A 19,344-nucleotide genomic window follows, 5' to 3' on the forward strand; every position below is an offset into this window, starting at 1 on the left:
GGCAGCCGCTCATCACGATGGCATCGTGCCATTATGTCAGTCCGCGGTGCAAATCAGCTTGCAGATCCTGCACCGCTTCCAGTCCAACTGCAATACGCAACAATCCATCGGTGATACCGGCAGCATCCCGTGCTTCTTGACTGATACGCGCATGGGTTGTTGTAGCCGGATGGGTCAGCGTGCTTTTCGCATCGCCCAGATTGGCGGTAATCGATATTAAACGTGTCGAATCAATGACACGCCAAGCGGCTTCTTTACCCCCCTTAACTTCAAATGTCACAATCCCGCCACCGGATTTTTGCTGACATTGTGCTAATGCATGCTGCGGATGCGAGGCTAAGCTGGGATAAAAGACACGCGTCACATTCGGTTGTGCTTCAAGCCATTGTGCCATTTGCAATGCATTTGACGAGTGCGCTTCTATGCGTAATTTAAGCGTTTCCAATCCCTTCAGTATCACCCAGGCATTGAAAGCACTGAGTGTCGGCCCAGCAGTACGCAAGAATCCATAGATTCCGCCATCCATCAACAATTCGCGCTTACCGAGTACAGCACCACCCAGCACTCTGCCTTGCCCGTCCAAATATTTAGTCGCGGAATGAATAACGATATCAGCGCCTAACTCAAGCGGCTTCTGCAGAATAGGGGTACAAAAACAATTATCGACCGCCAGCCAAATGCCTGCTTTCTTGGCAATTTTACTGAGTTCCGTTATATCTGAGATTTCCGTTAACGGATTAGACGGTGTTTCCAAAAAAAACAGCTTGGTATTGGGCTGTATCGCGGCTTGCCATGACTGTACATCGGTCGCCGACACAAAAGTTGTGTCGATATTGAAGCGTTTCAATATGTTATTGAATAAATTGACTGTTGCGCCGAACAAACTGCGCGATGCAACGATATGATCGCCTGCCGACAATAACCCCATTGTGCAGGCCAATATGGCCGACATGCCGGAGGAAGTGGCAATGCAGGCTTCGGCTCCTTCCAATGCAGCCAGCCGTTCTTCAAACGCAGTCACGGTGGGATTGGTAAATCTAGAATAGATGTTACCCGGTTCATTGCCGGAAAATCGCGCAGCTGCTTGAGCGGCACTCTCAAAAACGAAACTTGAAGTCAGATACATGGCTTCTGAGTGTTCGTTGAATTGACTGCGATGAACTCCGGTATGGAGCGCCAGCGTTTCAGGCTGTAAATGATCTGACATAGAATGAACCTTGAGCGAAAACGATATTTATAGAAATAAGGAAAAGTTTATTATGAACAGAGCAATGAGCGGCAAATAGCAAGACTCAAAATGACATGATGTTTATTGAACGCTCAGCTCAGTGTGTTATTCGGAAAAAACCAAGCTCAAATCCAATTGAGTATTGAGTTTAGTCTGTAATATTGAATGATTGGAATTGCGTTGTGATTCCAGGGTTTGTAAATATTCGGAAGTAATATCACCGGTTATATAATTACCGTTGAAACATGAAGTTTCAAAACTTTTAACCGCAGGCAATACTTTTGAGACAGCATGATTTAGTGCATCCAAATCTTGAAAAATCAAATAATCTGCGCCAATTTCATTACAAATTTCTTCTGTCGTGCGATCAGTTGCGATCAATTCCTGGCGCGTCGGCATGTCAATACCGTATACATTCGGATATCGCACCGGTGGGGCTGCGGAAGCAAAGTAAATTTTATTTGCGCCCGCCTCGCGTGCCATCTGAACAATTTCCCGGCTCGTTGTGCCGCGAACGATGGAATCATCCACCAACATAACATTCTTGCCGCGAAATTCGATACCCATGGCATTCAGTTTTTGCCGCACGGATTTACGCCGCTGCTGCTGACCCGGCATGATGAAGGTGCGGCCGACATAGCGATTCTTGACAAATCCTTCACGAAAATCAATGCCTAGGCTGTTGGCAAGTTGTAAGGCGCTGGGGCGGCTGGAATCGGGAATCGGGATGACCACATCAATATCCAAATGATGCATCGTACTTCTGATTTTCTCAGCCAGATGTTCTCCCATGTTTAATCGCGTTTCGTAAACTGAGATACCGTCAATGACGGAATCGGGCCGGGCCAAATAGACATATTCAAAAATACAGGGATTCAACGAAGCATCGGGGGCACACTGCTTATTGTAAAAATTGCCGTCTTCATCGATAAAAATGGCTTCCCCGGGTTGTATATCGCGTATCAATTTAAAACCCAGTGTATCCAGCGCCACACTTTCCGATGCGATCAAGTATTCATCGCCCAATTCACTTTCTGCAGTACCAAAAACCAACGGCCGTATGCCAAAGGGGTCGCGAAAGGCTAGCAATCCATAACCTGCGATCATCGCCACCACCGCATAAGCGCCTTTGCAGCGTTTATGAACACCCGCCACCGCAGTAAAAATAGTAGCGGGGTCGAGCTGGCCATTGCGCGTGCTTTCCTGCAATTCATGCGCCAGCACATTGAGCAAAACTTCTGAGTCGGAATTGGTGTTCACGTGCCGTAAATCGGTTCTGAACAATTCTTGATTCAGCTGTTCTGCGTTGGTTAAATTGCCGTTATGACTTAATACAATCCCAAATGGCGAGTTGACATAAAAAGGTTGTGCCTCGGCTGAAGAGTTAGCTGACCCGGCGGTAGGATAGCGCACATGACCGATACCGATATTACCTGCCAATGCACGCATGTTTCGGGTGCGAAATACGTCACGCACCAACCCTAAACCCTTATGCATGTGAAAAGTATTCCCTTGCGCTGTTACAATGCCGCTTGCATCCTGTCCGCGATGCTGCAACATGAGCAAACCATCATAAAGTAACTGATTGGCGGGTGATTTTGCAACAATGCCGAGAATTCCACACATAGAACTGCTCCGTTAGTTTTGTTGTCCTTGGTCCATCTTAAGAATTTTCTTTTCTTTCAAAACTAATACGTTTTGATAGATCGGTTGGAAGCCAAGGCAACACTTGCAGTGCAATCGCCTCCAAAGGGCGGCTCAGAACTGCCTGTTGCCAAAATACTTGATTGGGAATTGTCGTTAATCCGGCGATTAAAGTCAGTAACGTTACAATCGCCATCGCCCTCAAAAGACCAAAAATAGAACCAAACAATCGGTCGATGAATCCCAACCCGATACCTTTGATCAATGAAGTCAGCAACATAGTCCCCAGTGCAGTGATCAGCAGTACCGAAAGAAACGTTAAAACAAATGCAATCGAAATGCGCAGTGTCTCACCGACAATTTCAACCGGTAAAAACTGTTCAAAAAACGATCCGTACGCACTGGCTACTATAAAAGCAACTACCCAGCCGGCAATGGATAGCGTCTCCCGGACAAATCCCCGGAAAATACTTAAAAGTATTGAAACAAGAAAAATACCGGAAACGACATAATCAAACGCGGTCATCAGTTAAAATCAATCCAGTTCTCGTTGATTCATAACAGAAAAATAAAAACCATTCCATTATTACCTTATTTGGGAGCCACTACACCGTCAAGCCCAATCTTTTTTAGTTTTTTTAATTCAGCTTCTGCGGCGCTTCGTGTCGTGAAAGGACCGATCCGTACACGCGTCACCTCATTATGATCGACTTTCAGTGTTTCAGTGTAAGCTTTAAACCCGCTCGATAATAGATTGGCTTGCTGCTGCTTAGCTTTTGCTTGATCGGAAAATGCGCCCAGTTGCACGACAAATGCTTTAGCTGCATCCACCGGTACTGCTACAGATGCTGCTGCGGATGGACTGGCTGAAGTTGCCGCAGGTGCAGGTGCGGGTACGAGTGCAGGTGCAGCTGCTGGGGTATTCACTGCTGCGTTGTTTTTCACTTCAGGAACGACGGCTACCGGACGCCGGTCAAATTTTGGTTTAATACCTGGGATTGGAATGCGTTTCTGGTCATTTGACATTCCGGAGTATTCATCATGAGGTTGCAGACCTACTTTCGATTTTCCGGGTAACTCAGGCGATGCCTCATCGTCCATACCCGAAAATTCGCGGCTCACAGGCTCTTCTTTGAGCGCCAAATCATTCCTATTGTTCTTAACCGCCGGTAAGTTGATTGCAATTTCCTGTTTTTCACTTCCGCCTTTTGGCTCATCGAATATAGCCGGCAGTACAATTACAGCAGCAAGTACCAGCATAATAGCGCCAACCAGACGCCGCCTTGCGCGTTTCCTGAGTAATAATTCTTCTTCACTGATATTTTTATTCATTTGAAATAGCCGATTATTACCTGCTTTGTTGTGTGCCTAGATACTGCAACACCCCGCTTACCGTATAGAACGATCCGAATACGCAAATTCTATCATTTTTACCGGCTTGTTCACAGGCAAAAACAAAAGCCGCCGCACTGTCGGAAAACTGGTGAATGACATCCTTATCGCTTGAAATACCCGCTTGATGAATTTCATTAATCAAATAATCGGCCGATGCAGCGCGAGGAGATGGTATAGCCGAGACCAGCCAGAAATCGATAGCGTTTTTTAATGTTTGAATGACACCCTGGATATCTTTGTCTTGCAGCATGGAAAATACCGCATAAGTGCGGCCGGATGGCTTCGTCGCCGCTAAATTTTCCGCCAAAACGGCGGCTGCAGCGGGATTGTGAGCAACATCCAGGATAATCATCGGCTGTGTCGAAACCATTTGAAATCTGCCCGGTATGACCGCTTCGCCCAATCCTTGCCGAATGTCTTTCATACTGACCGGTAACAATTCGCACAGGGTATCCAATGCGACCAGGCAAGCGCTTGCATTCTGCAGTTGCTTGGCGCCCCGGAGCGCTGGGAATGGAAGAGAATGCCGCCCCCCTTTCGGTCCCCAGTAATCCCATTGTATGCCTTTATTTGAGAAACCGAATTCTTGGGTCAAACGGAAAAATTGGGCGCCGGACGTTTCAATTTGCTGATAAACAGAATCGGGTATGTCAGCTTCCGCACAAATAGCCGGTTTACCTTTTCTAAAAATCGCGGCTTTCTCAAAACCGATTTTTTCCCGCGTATCTCCCAGATAATCCATGTGATCAAGATCAATACTGGTTACGATTGCACAATCCGCATCGAATATGTTCACCGCATCCAGGCGTCCGCCGAGACCGACTTCTAAGATCGCTACATCAACACGCGCTTGAATAAATATATGCACCGCCGCCAATGTACCAAATTCAAAAAAAGTCAACGAAGTATCGCAGTCCTTTCTAGCAGCATCGATGTGTGCAAAAGCATCACATAGGCTTTTATCAGCCACTTCATTCTTATTGATGCGGACACGTTCGTTGTAGCGCAGCAAATGTGGCGAGGTATAACATCCCACTTTGTAGCCAGCGCAGAATAATATCGACTCCAACATTGCACAAACCGACCCCTTACCATTTGTACCCCCCACCATGATAATGGGAAATTGCGGTGTTAAAGCAAGTTTGGATCGAATCCGGTTGACACGCGCCAATCCCATTTCAATCGTCTTGGGATGAAGCGATTCCAGATATGTTAACCAATCAGCAAGCGAGTCAGCTTCCATTTGGCGTGCCTGTATTAAGCAGGAAATGAAATGATCAAACGGTGTTTAAGGAATGGGTGCAGGAATACGCATCAATTGCGTGCAGAGATTGACAATCTTGTCACGCATTTGCCGCCGGTCCACGATCATATCGATCGCACCATGCTGCAATAAAAATTCAGCGCGCTGGAAGCCATCGGGAAGTGTCTGACGCACCGTTTGCTCAATAACACGCGGACCGGCAAAACCGATCAGTGCACCGGGCTCGGCAATCACCACATCGCCAAGAAAAGCAAAACTGGCGGATACACCACCCATCGTCGGGTCGGTCAGAACCGATATGAACGGTAATTTGCGATGACTCAGTTTAGTCAGCACGGCCGTTGTTTTCGCCATTTGCATCAAGGAGAACAAACCTTCCTGCATGCGAGCGCCGCCACTGGCGCTGAAGCAAATAAAGGGCAAGTGATGATCAATACAGGTTTTAACACCACGTACGAATCGTTCGCCTACGACCGAACCCATCGAACCGCCCATAAAACCGAATTCAAATACCGCGACAACGACCGGCATCGTTTTAATGGTGCCTTGCAGCACCACTAAGGAATCTTGCTCGTCGGTGTTTTCTTTCGCCTGCGCCAGGCGATCCGTATAACGTTTGCTGTCTTTGAATTTCAGCGCATCAGTGGCAACTACTTCAGCACCGATCTCATAACGTCCTTCCGGATCAAGCAGTTGATCGAGACGATTTCTCGCCGAAATACGATTATGAAAATCACATTTAGGGCAGACATTCAAATTCTTGGCCAGGTCCGTGTAGTATAAAACCGCTTCACAGGTGCGGCATTTACTCCACAAGCCTTCCGGCACTATTTTCTTTTCACCCGCTTCTTTTCTCTTGATCTTTGGCGGGATAATGTTCTGAAACCAGCTCATCTGTGACGTTTCCTAAAACGTGTTTTAAACATTGTTTCAATTCTCATCAATAGCTTTACGCAAGGTACCGATCAGATTTCCGACGTTTCCGAGCAACTCGGCTTCTGGAGATTTTTCGATTTCCTCGATGATGCGGCTGCCAACCACCACGGCATCGGCCAGATCAGCAACTGCCTTGGCTGTTGCGCCATCGCGAATGCCAAATCCGACGCCGATCGGCAATGCGATATATTGGCGTAACCGTGCCAGCATCGCGCTAACATCCTGAAGATTGAGGTGGGATGCGCCGGTCACCCCTTTTAGGGAAACATAGTAAACGTAGCCTTTGGCCATTTTCGCCACTTGTTCAATGCGTGCCTGCGGTGTTGTCGGGGACAGCAAAAAGATCGCATCGATTTCCTGTTGCTCGAGGCATTGCACCCATTCGGCCGATTCTTCAGGCGGATAATCGACAATCAAGACACCATCGACACCGCAATCTTTCGCCTTGGTCGCAAAGGTTGCATAACCCAAGGCTTCAACCGGATTGGCATACCCCATTAAAACAACCGGTGTCGTGCTATCCGTTTTTCTGAATTCACCCACCATGTGCAAAACATCATGCAGACTGACGTGATGCTTTAATGCACGCTCCGATGATCTCTGAATTGTCGGTCCATCCGCCATGGGATCGGAAAAAGGCACGCCCAGCTCGATGATGTCAGCACCCGATTGAACCAGCTGATGCATCAGTTGAACAGTTATTTCCAGATTAGGATCACCGGCGGTAATAAATGGAATGAGTGCTTTCCGGTTTTGATTTTTTAGTGCAGCGAATTTCGTGGCAATACGATTTATCTTTTTAGCGTCATTCTGATCGCTGAAAATATTCATTAAACTCTTTATAAAGCTCATGTGCTCATCCGCTATCAATTCTTCTCAGAAAACTGCAAAATACTGCTACTCAATCATTACAACGTTAAACCGGACATTTGTGCAACCGTTGCCATATCCTTGTCACCTCGTCCGGATAAATTCACCAGCAGCAGTTTATCTTTGGGTAAAGTAGGCGCATATTTGGCAGCGTAAGCCAGCGCATGGCTTGACTCCAATGCCGGCATAATACCTTCATACCGGCACAGCGTATGAAATGCTTCCAATGCTTCATCATCAGTGATCGCGACATATTCAGCACGGCCGCAATCTTTAAGCCAGGCATGTTCCGGTCCCACACCGGGATAATCAAGGCCGGCAGAAATGGAATGAGTCTCAATGATCTGGCCATTTTCATCTTGGATCAGATAAGTACGGTTACCATGCAGTACGCCCGGTTTTCCCGTTGATAATGTTGCCGCATGCTGATGTGTATCAATACCTTTCCCCGCTGCTTCCACGCCAATCAAGCGCACATTGGTATCGCCAATATAAGGATAAAATAAACCGATCGCATTCGACCCACCACCGACGCAAGCAATCAGCGCATCCGGTTGACGGTTGAAATCCTCCTGCATTTGTACTTTGGCTTCGTTCCCGATCACGGCCTGGAAATCTCTCACCATCATTGGATAAGGATGCGGTCCTGCTACGGTACCGATAATGTAAAAAGTATCCTCAACATTGGTGACCCAATCGCGCATCGCTTCATTCAAGGCATCTTTTAAGGTTCGTGACCCGGATTCGACCGGCACGACTGTGGCGCCCAGCAATTTCATGCGATAAACATTGGTGGCCTGCCGTTTCACATCTTCAGAACCCATATAAACCACGCATTCCATACCGTAACGCGCGGCTACTGTGGCACTTGCCACACCATGCTGGCCCGCGCCGGTTTCTGCAATGACTCGCTTTTTACCCATGCGCCGCGCGAGCAAGGCCTGGCCGATGGTGTTGTTGATTTTGTGCGCACCGGTGTGGTTTAAATCTTCCCGTTTTAAAAGTATCTGTGCGCCACCTAAATGCTCCGACCACCTTTTGGCGTGATAAATAGGACTGGGACGTCCGACATAATGTTTTAATTCATAAGCAAATTCTGCTTTAAATTCGGGATCATCGCGATAAAATTCATATTGCTTGCGCAAATCTTCCAAAGCTGAAATTAACGTTTCAGCGACAAATATGCCGCCATAGGGACCAAAATGGCCTTCTTTATTCGGCAGGTCATAAGCACTCACAATTGTTTAACTCCTTGCATGAAAGCAATAATTTTTTTCTCGTCCTTAATACCCTTTGAGGCTTCCACACCACTTGAGACATCAACCGCCCAAGGTTGGGTTTGTTTGATCGCTCTTGCTACATTATCGGGATTTAAACCACCGGAAAGAATGAGCGGTAGAGACAATTGCTGTGGAATAAGTTGCCAATCAAAAGCGTGTCCAGTACCTCCGGGCATGTCCGCAGCATAAGTATCGAGTAACAATCCTTTTGCTGCCCCGTAACGTTGGGCGTATTGTAGCAAATCTGTATCCGGTTTGACTCGAATCGCTTTAATATAAGGCTGGGAAAATTGATTGCAGAATTCCGGCGATTCATCACCATGAAATTGCAGCAGATTGAGTTTAGCAGCACGAGCGGTTTCTTCGACCCAAGCCGCATCTGGATCGACATAGACACCGACCGTGCAGATGAAAGGGGGAATCACTTCGGCAATCCGGCGCACGGATTCCGGATCAATATAACGCGCGCTATGTGGCCAGAAAACAAAACCGATGGCATCAACACCGCACTGAATCGCTGCAATTGCGTCTTCACTACGGGTAATTCCGCATACTTTTACGCGCACTGACATGAAAATCTATATCGTATTGTGTGTCACTTAGTTATGTATCGATAGCCCCGGAATGACCGAGAGCTGGGAAAACTCCGGCATTCTCCAGTCAGCATCGTATTTCACACCTGCCAGATACAATCCTGCGGGAGAAAATGTCGGCGCCGCATATGTCCGGTTACAGCTATCCAGCAATGCATGCATCCATTCGACAGAATACTTGCCTTTCCCGATATAAACAAGGCAACCGATAATATTTCTCACCATGTGATGCAAAAATGCATTTGCACATAGTTCAAAAACAAATAAATTCTCTTGACGGGAAATAGTCAACCGGGTGATTGTCCGCACTGGAGATTTCGCTTGACACTCCGCCGCCCGGAATGCGGAGAAATCATGCTCACCCACCAGAATAGCGCCCGCGCTTTGCATTTGCTCTAATTGCAGCGGGTGATGGTACCATCCCACCTTGTTGTTATTGAGACCAGGACGAACCGGTTGATTTAATAACAAATAGATATAGCGCCGCTCTACAGCGCTATATCTTGCGTGGAATTTGCCGGATACTTCTGCTGCCCATAGAATGGCAATATCATTGGGCAAGAGCGCATTGACACCACGTATCCATGCACTGACCGGGCGCTGCGCTGATGTATCAAAGTGAACGACTTGATACAGCGCATGAACTCCGGTATCGGTGCGGCCTGCAGTGATGATGCGAATTTTTTCCTGTGCGATCTTGGATAGGGTTGCCTCAAGCGTATCTTGAATCGAGCAGCCTTGCGGTTGGCTTTGCCATCCGCAATAACGGCTGCCGTCATACTCTAAAACCAGCGCTATCCGCACAAACTAGAATTGCCATACAGGTTGATTGGGTGCAATGTGCGTTAAGAAGCCATTACAGGCTTTTCAGCATTTTCTTTGCAGCTTTCTTCTGCTTATCGTCGCCATCCCGGATGACTTCCTCAAGCATTTCTTTGGCGCCTTCCTTATCGTCCATTTCTTGATAAGCTTTTGCCAAGTCGAGTTTGGTTTCCACTTCCTGCCATTGTTCGCTCTTTTCACCCAAATCAGGATTCTCATCCTTTTCACTCTCTTGGGCGGAATCTCCAAGATTCAAATCAATGCCGGCTAAATCGGGAATGTTGGATTCCAATTCCGGTTCAATGGCTTCATGCGCAACATCCAGCGATGAATCAAATTCCAAGGGTTCATCTAATCCAGAGAATTTCTCACTGCTGTCAATCGCTATTGATTCGTCATCTAATGACGGCACTTCGATTTCATTCACTGTTTTATCTTCAGTGAAATCAATATCAGAATCGCCTAAATCAAAATCTATTTTTTCATCGTCATTTAGATTCACAGAGTCGAGAGATTTTTCCGAATCATCAAAATTAATTTCCAGTGCATAATCTGAAGTGCTCTCAGGCGCTCTCAAATCTTCTGCAGCGCTCGATAATCCAGCTTCATCTCCAATCGATGATTGATTTGCAGCCACTTGATGTTTAGCATCAGTAGCCTCGTCACTCAAATCGAAATCAATCTCATTGGCTGGAGTGGTCGAATCCTGATCGGAATCATCCGATTGACCATATTCTTCTGCAAAATTATCCTGCACATTTTCATCAATGGGTTGCTCATCCTGTTGCAACTCATTTGCCGATTGTTCATCGTCAACTGGCGATTCTGAAACAGAATCATATTTCGCGACATTGTCTTCGTAATATTGAGCATCCTTATCAAATTCTTCATCCTCGGAAGAAGCATTAATATTCTGATAAGTTAAATCATCTTCTTCATGCTCTGCGCCCGATACATCAGCCGCTGCATCCGTAGCTGCCTGAGCAGCAGTCATTGTCGCCATACGCGATCGCATGGCTGAGGAGAAATTCTCTTTCTTGTCTTCCTCATCCTCACCGGCTTCTTCCAATTGGTTGCGGCGTCTTTTCATCATGAGCAAAATCAGCGACAACCCTAGCACCGATGCAGCAGCAATATACTCAATGTAATTGAGTAACAGATCGACCCAGGACTGACCCTCAGCATCTTCTGGCGGCAAGGGTAATGGAGTCACTGGCGCAGTTTTTGCCACTGCTTCGGGTGCCGGTTGAGTAACTGGAATCTCTTGCACGGCAGTGGACTCCGATTCCTGCTTCGGACCTTTTTCAGCTACCGTATCTACTGCAGTTGCAGTTTGGATTTCCGGTTTAACAGTAGTTTTGGAAGCCGGTTCCGCTTTGAGTTGGGCTTGCGCCAGAACGGAATCCTTCAGTTCTAATAATTGCTTAAGATTATCAATGCTTTTTTCCAGCATCGCCACACGTTCATTGGCTTCCTTTAAAGCTAGGTTTCGTGCGATGGCATCCTCTTCCATCATACGCAGACGATCGACCAGATTTGCGTCAGGAGTCTTACCGTCCTTATCCGGCAATTGAGCACCACTGGATAGTTTCAGAACTTCTTTAGATGCACTTGGCGCTGCAGCGGATTTCTTATCCAGCGTGGTTGTAATCTGACCTTGATCCGATTGGCTGATCGTGCGGGATGCCGGTGATTCTCGGCTAATATCCGCCAGTTTCCCTCGATAGCTGCGCCAATCCGCAGTCTGCATTTTAATTTCTGCTTTTGCGGTAGTTGTATCAATCGATGCAATTTCGTTTTTCTCGGGTATTTTCAGAACTGCACCGGCTTTGAGCAGGTTCATGTTGTCTGCAATAAAGGCATCCCGGTTTGCATGATAGAGCGCCACCAGCATTTGATTAAGATCGACACCGGCTGGTGATACCTGGCGAGCGATAGATGATAGGGTATCTCCCCGTTTTACCGGTCCGTAGGATTTTTTCGTTTGCCCAGCAGCATTATTTTTTCGCTTGGGTGATGAATTTGCAGTTGGGTTATCTTTCTCAGCGCTAGACGTTCTTTCCTCATCCAGGCGGGTTGCTACTATCGCCGGAGTGGAACCGGTACTGGCTGCCGCAAGATTTTGCGTATTCGTCTCAACCGGATCAAGCAGAACCGTATATTCACGTAATATCCGGCCTGAAGACCAGCTGAGCTCCATCAATATCATCAAAAAAGGATCGTTGACAGCTTGCGGAGAGGTCAGCTTGATATAGGGATTGCCGTTCGACCGTAATTCTACCGACGCTTTGACAGCCGATAGCACCGACTCATAGTTGATACCGGCTTGCGCAAACGCTTCCCGAGTGGCGACACTGGCTTTTAGAGATGCCACATCATCGCTGCTGGTAGTGACAATTTCGATTTCAGCGGCAAGCGGTTGTCCCAAAGCGGAATTGAGTGTCAGCTTACCAAGTCCTGCGGCTTGAACAACAGCCCATGGCAACATCAGAACGATTACAAGCAAGCTTACTCTGAAAGATGTTTTATACACCGAAGTACCCTCTCTAGTTTTTTGAAAAAAGATATCGAAAGGCTAACATTGTGACGCAATCATGTAAGCTAAGATTATGCCTTAAATTACAGGCTAATTCATATAAAACAGACCTATAATTGTTAAAATGTACCTAAAGTGTGAAGAAATGAGAATTTCAATGCTGAATCAGTATGCGCAGCATTCTTCGCAGCGGTTCCGCTGCGCCCCATAATAATTGATCACCGACGGTAAAAACGGATAAATATTCTTTACCCATCGCCAACTTACGTAATCGTCCCACCGGTATGGATAAAGAGCCTGTTACGGCAGTCGGTGTTAATCTGGAAGTGGTTGCTTCTCTTTCGTTAGGAACAACCTGCACCCAATCATTGGATTGAGCGATAATTTCCTCGATTTCATCCAATGGCACATCTTGTTTTAGTTTGATGGTGAGCGCCTGGCTATGGCAGCGCATGGCACCGACACGCACGCAGATGCCATCGACCGGAATTTGCTGGTCGCTGCTTCCGAGAATCTTGTTGGTTTCCGCCTGTCCTTTCCATTCTTCCCGGCTCTGTCCATTGGCGACTTCTTTATCGATCCAAGGAATCAGACTGCCTGCCAGCGGCACACCGAAATTTTCTGTGGGGAATTTTTTATCGCGCAATGTGCCCGCAACTTCACGGTCAATTTCCAGAATGCTGGAAGCAGGATCATTCAACAAATCCTTGGCTACGCGATGCGCTTCACCCATTTGTTGCAATAATTCGCGCATATTTTTCGCACCAGCGCCCGATGCCGCCTGATAGGTCATAGCACTCATCCACTCCACCATGCCTTTCTCAAAAAGGCCGCCGACGGCCATGAGCATCAAGCTGACCGTGCAATTACCGCCGATATAGTTTTTCACGCCGTCATGAAGCGCTTGTTCAATGACCGGTTTATTGACCGGATCCAGTATGATCACGGCATCTTTTTCCATACGCAATGCGGAAGCGGCATCGATCCAATAACCTTGCCAGCCGGATTGGCGTAATTGCTTGAAAACCTGATTGGTATAATCTCCACCCTGGCAGGAAATGATGATATCCATTGCACTCAGTTGATCCAGATCGAAAGCATCTTTTAATGGCGGCGTTTCCTTACCAATTTCAGGGCCTGTACCGCCTTTTTGTGAAGTCGTGAAAAAAACAGGATCAATCAGAGAAAAATCTTCTTCTTCCCGCATTCTTTGCATCAAGACGGAACCTACCATGCCACGCCAACCAACAAAACCAACTTGTTTCATTGCTTATCTCTTACCTTAAAATTGACAACCAGTTAATCAAATAAAACACTGCTTAAATATTAGCTTACATTACAAATTGATAATCAGTGAGTAATGCGCCAATACACCGCCAATTCAATCATTCGTACATTAATCCGCTACCAGGGCCGCTTTTACATCGCGGACAACACCGCGTCACCCATCGCTTTAGTGCCAACCGTCTTCATTCCAGATTCATCGATATCTTTTGTGCGGTAGCCTGCAGCCAAAACTTTTTTGACGGCATTCTCGATGCGTTGTGCGGCTTCTTCCCGATTGAATGTATAACGTAACATCATGGCCGCCGATAATATCGTTGCCAGCGGGTTCGCCAGATCCTTTCCGGCAATATCCGGCGCCGAACCATGAATCGGTTCGTACAAACCTTTATTATTTTCATCCAGCGAAGCGGAAGGCAACATGCCGATCGATCCCGTTAGCATCGAAGCTTCATCGGACAAAATATCGCCGAACATGTTTCCGGTAACGATGACATCGAATTGCTTCGGAGTGCGCACCAGCTGCATCGCGGCATTATCGACCAGCATATGCGACAGCGTGACTTGCGGATATTCTTTTGCCACTTCGATAACCACGTCGCGCCATAATTGTGTGCATTCCAGCACATTCATTTTATCCACGGAGCACAATTTTCCCTGCCGTTTAGCCGCGGCTTGAAAAGCGACGTGGGCAATCCTCCGTATTTCGGATTCACTGTAAATCATCGTGTTAAATCCGACACGTTGTCCGTCTCGCGTCTCAATTCCGCGCGGCTCGCCAAAATAGATATCTCCCGTCAATTCGCGCACGATCATGATATCGAGTCCGGCAACCACGTCATACTTCAAACTGGAAGCATTGGCCAGCTCGGGATAGAGTATCGCCGGACGCAGATTGGCAAACAAATTCAATTCTTTGCGGATAGCCAACAAGCCTCTTTCAGGGCGCTGATGGCGTGGCAACGCATCGTATTTCGGCCCGCCAACGGCTCCGAGTAGAACCGCATCCGCTTGACTGGCCAATTGATGCGTCGCAGCCGGATAAGGTTCTCCGGTGGCGTCAACCGCACAGCCGCCGATCAAGCCGTATTCCAACTCGATAGCTAAGCCATCCGTTTTTAAAGTATCCAGCACACGTACGGCTTGCGCGATGATTTCAGGTCCAATTCCATCGCCTGCTAAAACAGCAATTTTCATCATATTTTAATTTTTAGTAATAATTTTTATATGAACAACCAGGGTTGCTCATTGCGCCGTTTCTGCTCAAATTGTTTAATCTTCTCGGCATGCTGCAAAGTGAGGCCGATTTCATCCAAGCCGTTCAGCAAGCAATATTTACGAAAAGCATCAACCTCAAATTTAAATTCTGTGTTTTGCGGCGTGATCACCACCTGTTTCTGGAGATTTACCGTCAAGCGATACCCCGCTGCCGATTTAACTTCTTCAAACAAATGATCCATTTGCGCTGCGTCAAGCACAACTGGCAGCAAGCCAATCTTAAAACAATTATTAAAAAAGATATCGGCAAAACTGGGAGCAATGATGACGCGAAAGCCATAATCCTGAAGCGACCAAGGCGCGTGTTCGCGACTCGATCCGCAACCAAAATTGGCTCGTGCCAGCAGTATCTGCGCCCCTAGATAGCGTGCCTGATTCAGCACAAACTCGGGATTCGGCTGGCGTTGCGTCGCGTCCATGCCCGGCTCCCCATGATCGAGATAGCGCCATTCATCGAATAAGTTCTGGCCAAAACCGGAACGTTTGATTGATTTAAGAAATTGTTTCGGAATAATGGCATCGGTATCCACATTGGCACGATCCAGCGGCGCCACCAAGCCGGTAAAAGTATGAAATTTTTCCATTTATCTGTATGAGCAGTTGCTTGCAGCCTGTAATCTATTGATTGAATTCGCGCACGTCGACGAAATGCCCGGCAATTGCGGCAGCAGCGGCCATCACCGGACTGACCAGATGCGTTCTGCCGCCGGGTCCTTGCCGCCCTTCGAAATTCCGATTTGAAGTTGAGGCACACCGTTCACCCGCCGTTAAACGGTCGTCATTCATCGCCAGACACATCGAACAACCGGGTTCACGCCATTCAAACCCAGCCGCGACAAAAACTTTATCCAGTCCTTCTTGCTCGGCTTGTTTCTTGACCAATCCGGAGCCTGGAACGACCAGCGCTTGTTTGATATTGGCAGCAATATGTTTACCTTTGACGATGTGCGCCGCCGCGCGCAGGTCTTCGATACGTGAATTCGTACACGAACCAATGAAAATTTTATCCAGTGTAATCTGCGTGATGGGTAAATTGGCCGGTAACCCCATGTAGTTCAGCGCTTGCTGCATGTCGTGGCGTTTGACTTCATCACCAATCAACGCAGGATCAGGCACGGCACCGTCAATCGTTGTCACCATTTCAGGCGAAGTCCCCCACGTCACTTGCGGTTTAATCCGCGCGGCATCCAAAGTCACGGTACGGTCAAAAACCGCGCCCTCGTCGCTAAAGAGTGTGCGCCAATAAGCAACCGCGCTATTCCACATCTCACCCTGCGGCGCAAAAGGCCGTCCTTTAATGTAATTAATCGTGGTATCGTCAACCGCGACCATCCCGGCGCGTGCACCGGCTTCAATGGCCATATTACACAGCGTCATGCGTCCTTCCATCGATAACGCGCGAATGGCGCTGCCCATAAATTCAATCGCGTAGCCGGTGCCACCTGCGGTACCTATTTCACCGATAATGGCCAATGCAATATCCTTGGCGGTGACGCCAAAACCTAATTGACCTTCGACCGCGATGCGCATGGTTTTTGATTTTTTCATCAACAAACACTGCGTCGCCAATACATGCTCGACTTCCGATGTGCCGATGCCAAACGCCAAACAGCCAAATGCGCCATGCGTGCTGGTGTGTGAATCACCGCAAACGACCGTCATACCGGGCAATGTAGCGCCCTGCTCCGGACCGATCACATGCACAATACCTTGCCGCAAGTCATTCATCTTGAACTCGGTAATTCCCAGCTCGGCACAATTCTGATCCAGCGTATCCACTTGCAAACGCGAGATAGGATCATGAATGCCGTGGCTGCGATCCGTAGTCGGCACATTATGATCCGCCACGGCAAGTATGGAGTTCAGGCGCCAGGGTTTTCTTCCCGCCAGCTTTAAGCTTTCGAATGCTTGCGGACTGGTTACTTCGTGTACGAGATGACGATCAATATAGATCAGCGCCATACTGCCCGGATCATCAGATTCAGTATGCACTACATGTTGATTCCAAAGTTTGTCGTATAGTGTTTGCATCGGATCGGGTAAAAAATTTAAAAATCGTTAACGCGCGATTATCCCATAAAGTTTACAGATACAACAAACCCAGCTCGCCATGCAGCATTAATGGTTAAACGATTTCATTTTCCACGCGATTAAAACCAAGCCGGCCAATGCTGCTGCTGCGTTGATGAAGAAAGTAATATCCGCGCCCAACCAATCCCAAGTATATCCGCTGAACACTGCACCTAATGCACCGCCTATGCCATATGCAGTACTGGTGTAAATTGCTTGACCTTTTGCTTGATGGCGCCCTTGAAAGAATTGATGAATAACCATCATGGCGGCTACATGATGCGTACCATAAGTCGCCGCATGCAGAATCTGTGCAAAAATAATCACGATCGGCCACTCCACACACTGCCCTATCAATACAAAACGAAGAACAGCACAGGCGAAACTAAAAATCAGAATATGTTTTAAACGAAAATGCCGCATCAACCAGGGCATAATGAAGAAAATACCGATCTCGCAAATCACGCCGGTCGCCCATAACCACCCGACGAATCCTTTGTCATAACCATGCTCCACCAGATAAATGGAGAAAAAAGTATAGTAGGCGCCATGCGCAAACAACATTAGCAGACTGGACAGCAAAAACGCCATGACTTCCGGGCGCAGGCAAATCTGCCGAACCGAATGCAGTCCGGTAGCGTGACGCATGATTTCTTTTTCAGGAATGTGATAAGAAAAAATGACGATCCCCAGCTTAAGCCCAAGCACAACCCATAACAGCCAGATAATTTCCACTTGCTCCAGCAAGTAACCAATACCAACCACCGCTAAAACAAAACCCACCGACCCCCAAGAACGAATCCGCCCATACTTATCGGTATAATTTTCCAGGTGAGAGAGCGTAATGGCTTCCATCAGTGGCAGCGAAGCGCTCCAGAAGAAACTCATCAACAACATGACAAAAAATATCCAGGCAAAGGATTCGCCTGCAAAGAAGCCGCAAAAACTCAATAAACCGCTGACCGCTGCCACCTGGACGACGCGCACGCGCTTACCGGTATGATCCGCCAACCATCCCCAAACCGCCGGTGAAAAAATCCGCGCAACCAGCAGCAATGACATCAACACGCCGATTTGCAGCGCGTTAAATGACAGGGATTGTAAATACAAGCTCCAATACGGTGAAAATGCACCAATGAAAGCAAAGTAAAAAAAATAAAAACCGGATAGACGCCAGTAAGGAAGTGATGGCATAGCGTGCGTAAATTGATGCAGTAATTAAACTCAGGAAGCCAACTCAAAGAAAGAAAACATAAAACGCACAGAACCGGGCCCAAACGGCGGCAATACATTTTGAGTAACCGGAATATGCTCATTCTACAAGAATTCACACTGCAAATCTTTTCTCCATCCACTGCAGAATTGCACTGTTTCTCACTCTCCCCATCGTAGATAGTTGACAATCCATAAGCCCTTCGATAGTCTCCACGCACGGATTGGATTTTGTATTTTTACGCACTCGCCATGCGCTGATTAAGCTGAAGGAAACGTTGGCAAGATGCACAACCATCACTTCACGTCCCCGTTTCTCAGCCAGTCTCAGCTTTACGCGATACAAAAATGCATTTTTTTCATCTCTATGAACTATAAAAACCCGTCAATCTAAAAAGGAGAGCATGATGGAACTGAAAGGATCAAAAACCGAAGGAAATTTGAAAGCCGCTTTTGCCGGTGAATCTCAAGCCAATCGCCGGTATTTATATTTTGCGGCAAAAGCTGACGTAGAAGGCCAAAACGACGTGGCTGCCGTATTCCGTTCTACTGCCGAAGGTGAAACGGGCCATGCGCACGGTCATCTGGAGTACCTGGAAAGCTGCGGAGATCCGGCTACCGGCTTGCCCTTCGGTGCTTCCCGCGACAACCTGAAAACCGCCATCGCCGGTGAAACACACGAATATACCGATATGTATCCAGGCATGGCAAAAACCGCGCGTGATGAAGGCTTTGACGAAATCGCCGATTGGTTTGAAACGCTCGCTAAAGCGGAACGCTCACACGCTAACCGTTTCCAGCGTGCACTGGATAGTCTGGCCGATTAATTTTATCGTGCCACGATTATTTCGCTGATTCCGAAATTTCTGCGGGGTTTTCCGGCTATCCGGTCAACCCCGCAGCCGCAAGTCTAAACTAAAACTTTGTATACG

17 protein-coding genes are annotated in these 19,344 nt (G+C 47.5%); 1 reads left to right on the forward strand and 16 read right to left on the reverse strand.

The features are described from left to right. Positions 1 to 31: 31 nt before the first annotated feature. The 16 genes from BLU57_RS09340 to BLU57_RS09415 all read right to left on the reverse strand — a co-directional run bounded on the left by BLU57_RS09340 (position 32) and on the right by BLU57_RS09415 (position 18,394). Entirely contained in the window at positions 32 to 1,207 is a 1,176-nt protein-coding gene (locus BLU57_RS09340; RefSeq protein WP_090319681.1) for an O-succinylhomoserine sulfhydrylase, read from the reverse strand. A 126-nt stretch (positions 1,208 to 1,333) separates the two neighbouring features. Beyond that, positions 1,334 to 2,854 carry an amidophosphoribosyltransferase gene (purF, locus tag BLU57_RS09345; protein WP_090319684.1) on the reverse strand — a complete coding sequence of 507 codons (1,521 nt, stop codon included), beginning with the start codon at positions 2,852 to 2,854 and terminating at the stop codon, positions 1,334 to 1,336. Positions 2,855 to 2,891: 37 nt separating this feature from the next. Further along, on the reverse strand, positions 2,892 to 3,398 hold the full coding sequence (locus tag BLU57_RS09350) for a CvpA family protein (protein WP_090319687.1): 507 nt from the start codon (positions 3,396 to 3,398) through the stop codon (positions 2,892 to 2,894). A 65-nt stretch (positions 3,399 to 3,463) separates the two neighbouring features. Further along, positions 3,464 to 4,204 carry an SPOR domain-containing protein gene (locus BLU57_RS09355; protein WP_090319690.1) on the reverse strand — a complete coding sequence of 247 codons (741 nt, stop codon included), beginning with the start codon at positions 4,202 to 4,204 and terminating at the stop codon, positions 3,464 to 3,466. 16 nt (positions 4,205 to 4,220) lie between these two features. Then, the gene (gene folC / locus BLU57_RS09360; RefSeq protein WP_090319693.1) at positions 4,221 to 5,510 is read right to left on the reverse strand and encodes a bifunctional tetrahydrofolate synthase/dihydrofolate synthase; all 1,290 of its coding nucleotides are present in this window, start codon (positions 5,508 to 5,510) and stop codon (positions 4,221 to 4,223) included. 45 nt (positions 5,511 to 5,555) lie between these two features. Continuing rightward, on the reverse strand, positions 5,556 to 6,425 hold the full coding sequence (accD, locus tag BLU57_RS09365) for an acetyl-CoA carboxylase, carboxyltransferase subunit beta (protein WP_090319696.1): 870 nt from the start codon (positions 6,423 to 6,425) through the stop codon (positions 5,556 to 5,558). A gap of 36 nt (positions 6,426 to 6,461) precedes the next feature. Further along, positions 6,462 to 7,262, reverse strand: a complete 801-nt coding sequence (gene trpA / locus BLU57_RS09370; protein WP_090319818.1) for a tryptophan synthase subunit alpha — start codon at positions 7,260 to 7,262, stop codon at positions 6,462 to 6,464. A 113-nt stretch (positions 7,263 to 7,375) separates the two neighbouring features. Continuing rightward, positions 7,376 to 8,575 (reverse strand): tryptophan synthase subunit beta, encoded by a 1,200-nt coding sequence (trpB, locus tag BLU57_RS09375; RefSeq protein WP_090319699.1) that lies wholly within the window; start codon positions 8,573 to 8,575, stop codon positions 7,376 to 7,378. Then, positions 8,572 to 9,189, reverse strand: coding sequence for a phosphoribosylanthranilate isomerase (locus BLU57_RS09380; protein WP_090319702.1), 618 nt, complete (start codon positions 9,187 to 9,189; stop codon positions 8,572 to 8,574). Before BLU57_RS09380 ends, trpB begins: the two co-directional genes overlap by 4 nt. Positions 9,190 to 9,216: 27 nt before the next feature. Then, a complete protein-coding gene (gene truA / locus BLU57_RS09385; RefSeq protein WP_090319705.1) occupies positions 9,217 to 10,014 on the reverse strand; it encodes a tRNA pseudouridine(38-40) synthase TruA in 798 nt (265 codons plus the stop codon). Between the two features lie 52 nt (positions 10,015 to 10,066). Then, complete coding sequence (locus BLU57_RS09390; protein WP_256206225.1) at positions 10,067 to 12,538, reverse strand: FimV/HubP family polar landmark protein; 2,472 nt, start codon at positions 12,536 to 12,538, stop codon at positions 10,067 to 10,069. Between the two features lie 184 nt (positions 12,539 to 12,722). Then, entirely contained in the window at positions 12,723 to 13,835 is a 1,113-nt protein-coding gene (asd, locus tag BLU57_RS09395; protein WP_090319711.1) for an aspartate-semialdehyde dehydrogenase, read from the reverse strand. Positions 13,836 to 13,987: 152 nt separating this feature from the next. Continuing rightward, positions 13,988 to 15,049: a 3-isopropylmalate dehydrogenase gene (gene leuB / locus BLU57_RS09400; RefSeq protein WP_090319821.1), complete on the reverse strand. Its 1,062-nt coding sequence runs from the start codon at positions 15,047 to 15,049 to the stop codon at positions 13,988 to 13,990. A gap of 26 nt (positions 15,050 to 15,075) precedes the next feature. Next, entirely contained in the window at positions 15,076 to 15,714 is a 639-nt protein-coding gene (leuD, locus tag BLU57_RS09405; protein ID WP_090319714.1) for a 3-isopropylmalate dehydratase small subunit, read from the reverse strand. Between the two features lie 34 nt (positions 15,715 to 15,748). After that, positions 15,749 to 17,161 carry a 3-isopropylmalate dehydratase large subunit gene (gene leuC / locus BLU57_RS09410; protein WP_090319717.1) on the reverse strand — a complete coding sequence of 471 codons (1,413 nt, stop codon included), beginning with the start codon at positions 17,159 to 17,161 and terminating at the stop codon, positions 15,749 to 15,751. 87 nt (positions 17,162 to 17,248) lie between these two features. After that, on the reverse strand, positions 17,249 to 18,394 hold the full coding sequence (locus BLU57_RS09415) for an MFS transporter (protein WP_090319720.1): 1,146 nt from the start codon (positions 18,392 to 18,394) through the stop codon (positions 17,249 to 17,251). 425 nt (positions 18,395 to 18,819) lie between these two features. Here BLU57_RS09415 and BLU57_RS09420 point away from each other — a divergent pair, with 425 nt between their 5' ends. Beyond that, positions 18,820 to 19,239, forward strand: a complete 420-nt coding sequence (locus BLU57_RS09420; RefSeq protein ID WP_090319722.1) for a rubrerythrin family protein — start codon at positions 18,820 to 18,822, stop codon at positions 19,237 to 19,239. Positions 19,240 to 19,344: the final 105 nt, after the last annotated feature.

It is taken from the genome of Nitrosomonas oligotropha, from assembly GCF_900106555.1.
Classification (GTDB): domain Bacteria; phylum Pseudomonadota; class Gammaproteobacteria; order Burkholderiales; family Nitrosomonadaceae; genus Nitrosomonas; species Nitrosomonas oligotropha_A.

Bases quoted from the DNA above. Each gene is read 5' to 3' on its own strand.
- BLU57_RS09340 (WP_090319681.1), bottom strand. From the start codon at position 1,207: ATGTCAGATCATTTACAGCCTGAAACGCTGGCGCTCCATACCGGAGTT.
- purF (WP_090319684.1), bottom strand. From the start codon at position 2,854: ATGTGTGGAATTCTCGGCATTGTTGCAAAATCACCCGCCAATCAGTTA.
- BLU57_RS09350 (WP_090319687.1), bottom strand. From the start codon at position 3,398: ATGACCGCGTTTGATTATGTCGTTTCCGGTATTTTTCTTGTTTCAATA.
- BLU57_RS09355 (WP_090319690.1), bottom strand. From the start codon at position 4,204: ATGAATAAAAATATCAGTGAAGAAGAATTATTACTCAGGAAACGCGCA.
- folC (WP_090319693.1), bottom strand. From the start codon at position 5,510: ATGGAAGCTGACTCGCTTGCTGATTGGTTAACATATCTGGAATCGCTT.
- accD (WP_090319696.1), bottom strand. From the start codon at position 6,425: ATGAGCTGGTTTCAGAACATTATCCCGCCAAAGATCAAGAGAAAAGAA.
- BLU57_RS09380 (WP_090319702.1), bottom strand. From the start codon at position 9,189: ATGTCAGTGCGCGTAAAAGTATGCGGAATTACCCGTAGTGAAGACGCA.
- asd (WP_090319711.1), bottom strand. From the start codon at position 13,835: ATGAAACAAGTTGGTTTTGTTGGTTGGCGTGGCATGGTAGGTTCCGTC.
- leuB (WP_090319821.1), bottom strand. From the start codon at position 15,049: ATGAAAATTGCTGTTTTAGCAGGCGATGGAATTGGACCTGAAATCATC.
- leuD (WP_090319714.1), bottom strand. From the start codon at position 15,714: ATGGAAAAATTTCATACTTTTACCGGCTTGGTGGCGCCGCTGGATCGT.
- leuC (WP_090319717.1), bottom strand. From the start codon at position 17,161: ATGCAAACACTATACGACAAACTTTGGAATCAACATGTAGTGCATACT.
- BLU57_RS09415 (WP_090319720.1), bottom strand. From the start codon at position 18,394: ATGCCATCACTTCCTTACTGGCGTCTATCCGGTTTTTATTTTTTTTAC.
- BLU57_RS09420 (WP_090319722.1), top strand. From the start codon at position 18,820: ATGGAACTGAAAGGATCAAAAACCGAAGGAAATTTGAAAGCCGCTTTT.